6 protein-coding genes are annotated in these 7,195 nt (G+C 66.4%); all 6 read right to left on the minus strand.

The window, feature by feature from the left end:
• Positions 1 to 237: competence type IV pilus major pilin ComGC (locus tag VIM26_RS16100; RefSeq protein ID WP_331952965.1), on the minus strand; the 237-nt coding region annotated here is incomplete at its 3' end.
• A 157-nt stretch (positions 238 to 394) separates the two neighbouring features.
• Positions 395 to 2,614 (minus strand): hypothetical protein, encoded by a 2,220-nt coding sequence (locus tag VIM26_RS16105; protein WP_331952967.1) that lies wholly within the window; start codon positions 2,612 to 2,614, stop codon positions 395 to 397.
• Positions 2,611 to 3,222 (minus strand): PulJ/GspJ family protein, encoded by a 612-nt coding sequence (locus VIM26_RS16110; RefSeq protein ID WP_331952969.1) that lies wholly within the window; start codon positions 3,220 to 3,222, stop codon positions 2,611 to 2,613. The genes VIM26_RS16105 and VIM26_RS16110 overlap by 4 nt, the downstream gene beginning before the upstream one ends.
• Positions 3,216 to 3,683 carry a hypothetical protein gene (locus tag VIM26_RS16115; RefSeq protein WP_331952971.1) on the minus strand — a complete coding sequence of 156 codons (468 nt, stop codon included), beginning with the start codon at positions 3,681 to 3,683 and terminating at the stop codon, positions 3,216 to 3,218. The genes VIM26_RS16110 and VIM26_RS16115 overlap by 7 nt, the downstream gene beginning before the upstream one ends.
• A complete protein-coding gene (locus VIM26_RS16120; protein WP_331952973.1) occupies positions 3,680 to 4,888 on the minus strand; it encodes a type II secretion system F family protein in 1,209 nt (402 codons plus the stop codon). Before VIM26_RS16120 ends, VIM26_RS16115 begins: the two co-directional genes overlap by 4 nt.
• 95 nt (positions 4,889 to 4,983) lie before the next feature.
• The gene (locus tag VIM26_RS16125) at positions 4,984 to 6,762 is read right to left on the minus strand and encodes a GspE/PulE family protein (RefSeq protein WP_331952975.1); all 1,779 of its coding nucleotides are present in this window, start codon (positions 6,760 to 6,762) and stop codon (positions 4,984 to 4,986) included.
• Positions 6,763 to 7,195: the final 433 nt, after the last annotated feature.

Consider the following 7,195-nt stretch of genomic DNA (forward strand, 5'->3'; position numbering starts at 1 on the left):
CGTCGCCGTTCCAGGGATAGCCGTCGCGAAGGAACCGTTCTTGGCGTTGTACGCGTCCGATGCCACCGAGACGGTTTTGACGTCGGCCTTGCATGCCGCTACCTGGGCGTCATGCCGGAACGTCGAGACGCCGAACACGACGATGCCGGCGAGAATGCCCAGCACGACGATGACAATGAGAAGCTCGATGAGCGTGAAGCCCTCTTCGCGGGCGGCACGGATCTGGTTTCTGAACATGGGGTGGGGCCCTTCTCTCTCAGTTTGTTTTGGGCGGCTGCCCGAACGCTGGTCGTGCCGACTTTTGATGCTGGCTAATCATGCAACGTGATCGCTGAAAAATATGCGGATGTAGGGGGTGAAAAGGGACAAGTCACCCGAACGGAGCAAACCGGCCCTACTCGAGCAGGTGCCAGTTGCTGACCGTGACCGATCTCGCCCCGGTTTCCGGTACGGGAAAGCCGCTCTCGAGAGAGATCTCCGATCGTCCGACGCGCCGCCAGCCCGCTGACGGTGGCGCCGCTGGGCAGGCGACGGAATCCGGACAGATATACGCCGTGAGGTAAGCACCCACCCCCACACTGCCCCCGACGGTCTCGTCCGGAATCTCGATGATCGGACCGGTGAAGCTGGCGCTGGGGGTCACTGAGATCGCCAGCGCCCGGGCGATAATCCCGCTCTTGAACACCTGCCCGGAGACGTTAGTCAGCTGGATGTCGAACATCGCCGACGGGGCGTAGGTCGTGCCCTGAAGGTAAAAATAGGTGCCGTTGTTCGCGGTCTTGACCAAGGCGCACGTTGTTGCGGGTGCCACCGCTCCGACACAGTTTGACCCGTTGATCGGCGTCGTCTCGCCGCGCAACGACGGCGGTTTCCATGACAGCCAGAGCTGGACCGAGTCGACGTCTGAGACGAATGATGTGTTCCCGGCGGACGACTTCGCAGCGTCCACGCTGTAGTCGATCCGCAGGTCGGAGAGCCCGTACTTCCACACCTCCTTCATCAGCGCATTCGTGAGCGAGGAGCTCATCGCAGCCGGGTCGGTTTGATAGGTGGCCGATACATGGAGCGGCACGGTGCCAGTGGAGGGGGTCGGCGGTAGCGAGAGACGGCTGGGATTAGGGAGAACGCTCACCCGGATCGCGTCCCCGGAGCGGTTCGCTGACTCTTTGTGGGTGACGCGGAGCTCAGCTGAGACAAGAATCGAGCCCGCCGGGATCTTGGAGGCCGCATCCATCCCGGTGAGCCTCAGGCTCGACGTCGTCGTGCTGCTGGCACTTCGGGTGTTGTTGGCCGTCGACGCAGATGCGTCCAACACCCTGGCCGCATCGGGCGAACCGAAGATCTTGTCTGTCCCGATCGGCGACGACACAAGCGTCGCGGTCGACGCGAGTGGCGACACCAGGGTGGTCGCGCCAGTCTTCGCGCCGTAGAGCACGAGCGAGGGGTGAGCGTCCGAGTACTGGCCGCACAACTCGACTCTTCCGTGCACGATGTCCACCCGGCTCGACCCGCCAAAGACGAACTGAACCCCTTGGTCGAGCGTGAATGGCGTCGACGTGGTCAGCGGGCTCACGCAGGATCCCGGAAAGTTCGTCGGTGCCCCTGATGCCCAGTCTTTCTTGGTTCCGCCGACGAGATAGAAATTCGAGCTCGAGTTGTCGATCGTCCAAAGGTTAGTCCCCGACGGTACCGGCCGAGAAGCGGACGGGATGGCGGCCATCTCTTCATTGCGAAAGTCGAAGAAATACACACCGGGATTGAAATGGAGTGGCTTGTTGCACGTCCCGGTGAGTGCCGTGAGAGCCGCGGCGTCGTCGTAGTAGCCGGCGTCGAGCTCTACGGACGGGTTCGTCCCGCAGGGCTTGACCGTTTGGGGCACCAAATCGGTCGGTGCACTCGGAGGGGGGGCGTAGCCGACCGCGTTAGGCAGTCCGGCCGTCCCGGGGTCCTGCCCCTCGGACGGACTTCCAGCTGCGGAACACGTGAGGGGGGCACCAAACACGCCGCTCGCGCAGACACCCTTGGCGACTACGGCCGCCTGGCGACCATCGATCGCCGAGCAGTTCGGCAGCGGAACCGTGTTCAGCTGCGCCAGCGTGCAATTTGAGCCACCCACGGTGATGTCCGAGTTGACGTACACCTTGCCCTTGATGCGAAGATCCCCATTCGACGACTTCGCGAGGCCCGCCTCCGTGCCGGTGGCCAAGGTGAGCACCGCCGACCCCGGGTGGTTGAGCGAGTTGATGGGCACCGAGCCGGCCGGAAGACCCGTGCCGGCTTTCGGCTTACAGACGAGCCGCACCACCTGACCGCTTGCGCCCACGACCGTCGACGGGATGTACGGATCGCACTGAGCCGCGCCATCGCTGTAGTTGCTGTTCCGCAGTGAGTTGATCGCCGTGTCCATCGCGCCCGACGCGTCGGAAGCCAAGAGTTGCCGACTCTGCGTGGCCTTGGCCGAGGCGATCCCCGCCTGCGAGTAGGTGAGCAATCCCCCCACGACGAGGCCGACACCCATCACGAAGATCATCGTGAGAACCAAGGACGCGCCGTCGTCCGATTGCGGCCGCAAACGTGCCTGTGACCGGAGGCGTGAAATCGTGGACAAACTCATGGCGTCGTTCTCCTCGCTCCGGAAAGTACGAATGGGGCGCCGCCGCTGCGGCGATCAAAGGACACCGTCATGGTCGCGGGTGCGGGCGTAGTGGCGAGCGCGCAGGTTGCCTCGACAGCGCCGATGTAGCAATGCACCACCGGGGTCGCCGGCGCCAGGCTTCGGGCGACGACGGTCGTAGAGATGAGCACCGACGGCGATGCAGCGACCGATTCGCATTCGAAGCGTGTGAGGGTGCCAGTGTTGATCCCGCTGGCCATGCCCGTCGTGAGCACGTAGCTCACAACGGTGTCGGTCGCCTGGAGCGTGACGTCATTGAAGGACGTGCCGCGGAACTCCGCGACCGCTAGCCCCGTGCCGCAAACGGTTGTCTGCCCGGAACTCATCTTGGTTGCACCGGACACATCGCTGGCGAAGTACGCCGCGACGAACTGTTCGTCGCGGGTTTCGTCCAGCCGGACCTTGGTGTCCCGGTTCGCGGTCATCGCACCGACCATCACCATCGACAGCGCGCCGAAGACGATCCCGAAAATCGCGATCGAGATGACGAGCTCGATGAGGGTGAAGCCGTCCTCTGACCGACGCGAGGGTCGGTGACGGGTCAGCATCCGCCCGCCCCGTACGTCAAGCACGGCCTCCGAAGGACAACCGCGTACGTGGAGGCGAAGCCCGGGTACACCGAGGAATTCACCGTCATGGTCAGTTCGAGCCTTCGTACTCCGGTGTCTGCGCCGCAGCTGCCGGCGGCGAAACTGGTGCCGTTCCAAAACTCGACCTTGGTCTGCGTGGCAGAAAATCCTGTGGGAAGTGCCGGAAGGGTGCTCGCATACGCCACCGGTGTCGAGCAAGTGCTGGCGTATGTCGCATCGGTCGTGTCAGCGACCACGCGCTCCCCCCAAGTCCGCAGCAGCGCCTGGGCGTGGATCTGGCGCTGGTCCAGGCTCGAGGCATCAACCGCGATCCGGACCGCCCCGAGAATCGCGACGACGCCGACCCCGATCACCATCAGCGAGATGAGCAGCTCAAGGAGGGTCTCGCCGGCCTCTCCTCGCCCCTGCGCCGCGCTCATCCGAGGTTCGCCGTCCGGAAAATGCCGTACATCGCCGAGACCAGCGCGACCGCGACGAACCCGACCATGCCGCCCATGACCGTGATGACGACCGGCTCGATGATCGTGGTGACCTTGGCGATCTTGAAGTCGAGCTCGCGCTCGTAGAACTTGGCGGCGACCTCGAGCTGGGCGTCGAGCGTGCCCGTGTCCTCCCCGACCCGGATCATCTGCGCCGCGATGCCCGGGAACAGCCCGGTCGACGAGATGGGCTGCGCCAGTCCCTCACCGCGAAGCATGGCTTCCCGGACCCGGGTCAGCGCGCGCTCGAAGACGAGGTTGTTGAGGCTGCTCGTGGAGACCTCCATCGCCTGGGGGAGCGGCACGCCGGCGTCGACCATCGAGGCGAGCAGCCGGGTGAACCGCTCGATCTTGGAGTACCGGACGGCCTCGCCGACGACGGGGATCTTCAGCAGGACCTGGTGCCAGGCGTAGCGGCCGGGCGTCGTGCGTGAGAGGCCGAAGGCGACCAGAGCCACCACCGCCATCACCCCGACGATCAGCCACCACCACTTGCCCATGAACCGGGTGCCGCCGAGCAGCATCCGGGTGGGCAGCGGAAGCTTGGCGTCGAGGCTGGCGAAGAAGTCCTCGAACTTCGGCAGGACGAACACGCTCAGCACCACGATGGTGCAGATCGCCATCACGAAGACGATCGCGGGGTAGAGCATCGCGTTCTGGATCTTGCGCCGCGCCTCGACGTCGCGCTCGATGTACGCGGACAGCTGGTCCAGCACGGTGTCGAGCTTGCCGGTCAGCTCCGCCGAGCGCAGGATGCCGCGGTACCAGTCCGGGAAGTCCTTCGGGTGCTTGTCGATCGCCTCCGACAGGGTGAGCCCGGACCGCAGGTCCTCCCCGAGCGAGCTGAGCACGCGGCGCACCGCGGAGCGGTCGTTCTCCTCGGCGAGCACCCGGATCGCGTCCAGGATCGGGATGCCGGCCCGCAGGAACGCGGACAGCTGGCGGCTCAGGTGCATGAGGTCCGCAGGCCGGATGCGTGCCTGCGTCAGCTCGAGCTGGCCCCAGCCCTTCTTGGCCTCGATCTTGGTGACCCGCAGCTGCTGGCGCACGAGCGCCATCCGGGCAGCCGCGAGGGTCGGTGAGTCCTGGACACCGCGCGTCTGCGCGCCGTCCGGGGCGAGCGCCACATAGGCGAACTTCGGCATGGTCGTTCCTCTCGGAGAGTGCGGACGTGCGGGGTGTGCGGGAGCCGGCTGAGCAAGTAGCCCGGCTCGAGGGTTGGTTGGCGTGGGGGAGGTGCTCAGAGCACGTAGATGGAGCGCAAGATCTCGCCGATCGTCGTCACGTCGTCGTGCACGAGGCGCACACCGCCCTCCCGGAGGGGGACGAGGCCCTGGGTGACGGCGACGCGGCGCATGTCGTCGTGGGAGGGGTGCGGGCGGACGAGCATCTCGCGCATCTGCTCGGTCACCGTGAGCAGCTCGTAGACCCCGACCCGGTCGCTGTACCCGGTGTGCGAGCAGAAGTTGCAGCCCTCACCGACCCAGAAGTTCATCTTGTCGGGGCCGCCGCCCTCCCGGTAGAAGGCGAGCTCCTCGGCGGTCGGCGTGTACGGAACGCGGCAGTAGGTGCACATCTTGCGGACCAGCCGCTGGCCGACGACGCCGATCACGGACGACGCGACCAGGAACGCCTCGATACCCATGTCCAGGAATCGGTAGAGGGCCGAGACGGCGTCGGTGGAGTGCAGGGAGGAGAGCACGAAGTGCCCGGTGAGTGCGGACTGGACGGCGATGCGGGCGGTCTCGACGTCGCGCATCTCCCCGACCAGGATCATGTCCGGGTCCTGGCGCAGGATGGACTTCAGGCCGGTGGCGAAGGTGATGCCGGCCTGCTCGTTGATCTGGATCTGGTTGATCGAGGGGAACACGTACTCGACCGGGTCCTCGATGGTGGTGATGTTGCGGTCGGTGCTGTTCACCTCGGTCATCGAGGCGTACAGCGTGGTGGTCTTGCCGCTGCCGGTCGGGCCGGCGCAGATGACCATGCCGTACGGCGAGCGGATCATCTTGGCGTAGGCGGCGTGCGTCTCGGGCGGCATGCCGAGGTCGCCGAGGCGGTACAGCGAGCGGCTCTTGTCGAGGACCCGCATCACGACCTTCTCGCCCCAGACGTTGCCCATCGTGGCGACGCGGATGTCGATGCCCCGACCGTCGACGCTGGTGGCGATCTGGCCGTCCTGCGGGCGGCGCCGCTCGACGATGTTCATGCCGCCCATGATCTTGATGCGGCTGGCGACCGCGGGGCCCATCTCGGCGGGCAGGGGCAGCACGTCGTGCAGGGCGCCGTCGATCCGGAACCGGACCCGGACCTTGCCGTCCTGCGGCTCGATGTGCACGTCCGAGGCCCGGTCCCGCAGGGCCTGGGTGATGATGAGGTTGACGACCCGGACCACCGGGGCGTCCTCGGCACTGTCGCCGACCTCGGTGCGCTGCACGCTGGCGCGGACGTCGGTCGTCGCGGTGAAGGCGGCGACGTGGTCGTCGACCGCGGTGAGCGCGCGGAACATCGAGTCGATCGCGCGCCGCACCTCCGACGTCGTCGCGACGAACAGCTGCGCCGGGCGCGCCAGCGCGCGGAGCACCTCCTCGGCGATCTCGGGGGAGGGGTCGGAGAGGGCGACCTGGACGACGCCGTCGTCGGAGACGCCGAACGGGATCGCCTGCATGCCGCGGGCCTTGCTCTCGCCGAGCAGCGCGGCGACGTCCGGGTCGGGGACCATCCGGCTCAGGTCGGCGACCGGCAGGCCGACCTGCTCGCCGAGCGCGCCGGCCAGGTCGCGCTCGCTGATGACGCCGAGCTCGACGAGCACGACCCCGAGGCGCTGTCCTTCGGCCGTCTGCAGAAGCAGGGCCTCATCGAGGGCGACCGTGTTCAGTACTGCGTTGCGGACCAGGATCTCACCGAGCAAGGCGCCGAACTGAGCCTTGGGCGCGACCGGCGAAGGCGCCGCCGGCTCGCGGTTCCTGTCTCGCCGGAGCTCTGCACTGGTGTCCGCGGACGATCTACCGAAACCCATGTGTCTCGTCCCTTGTCTGTCGTGTCGTCGTCGGGCGCCTGGTGGGGCGAGGTAAGTAGACCAGCGCGCCGGGGTCTTGGGGCTCCGCCGAGAGGGGTAAATCGTCAGAGAGGCCTGTTTTCACCCATCCGGACCAATTCGCCAGAAATCAGACATCGGTCGTTATCGAACCCGGCCTGACGTGGGTCGATTGGTCCGGTCGGGTTGTCACCCGATGATTTACAACGGTTTGTCCCACTGGGTGGATACTCTCGCCAAATGACCGATACAGAGCTCCCCACCGACCTTGACTCGCTCGTTGCCGCGCTCTGGGAGGCGAGGGGGACGGACCTGCTGCTCACAGCGTCGTCGCCCCCGCTGTTCCGGGTGAACGGCAACCTCTGGCCCGCGCAGGGACAGGAGGTGCTCGAAGGGACGGACACGGCGCGGATCG

It is taken from the genome of Pengzhenrongella sp., from assembly GCF_036565025.1.
GTDB lineage: Bacteria > Actinomycetota > Actinomycetes > Actinomycetales > Cellulomonadaceae > Pengzhenrongella.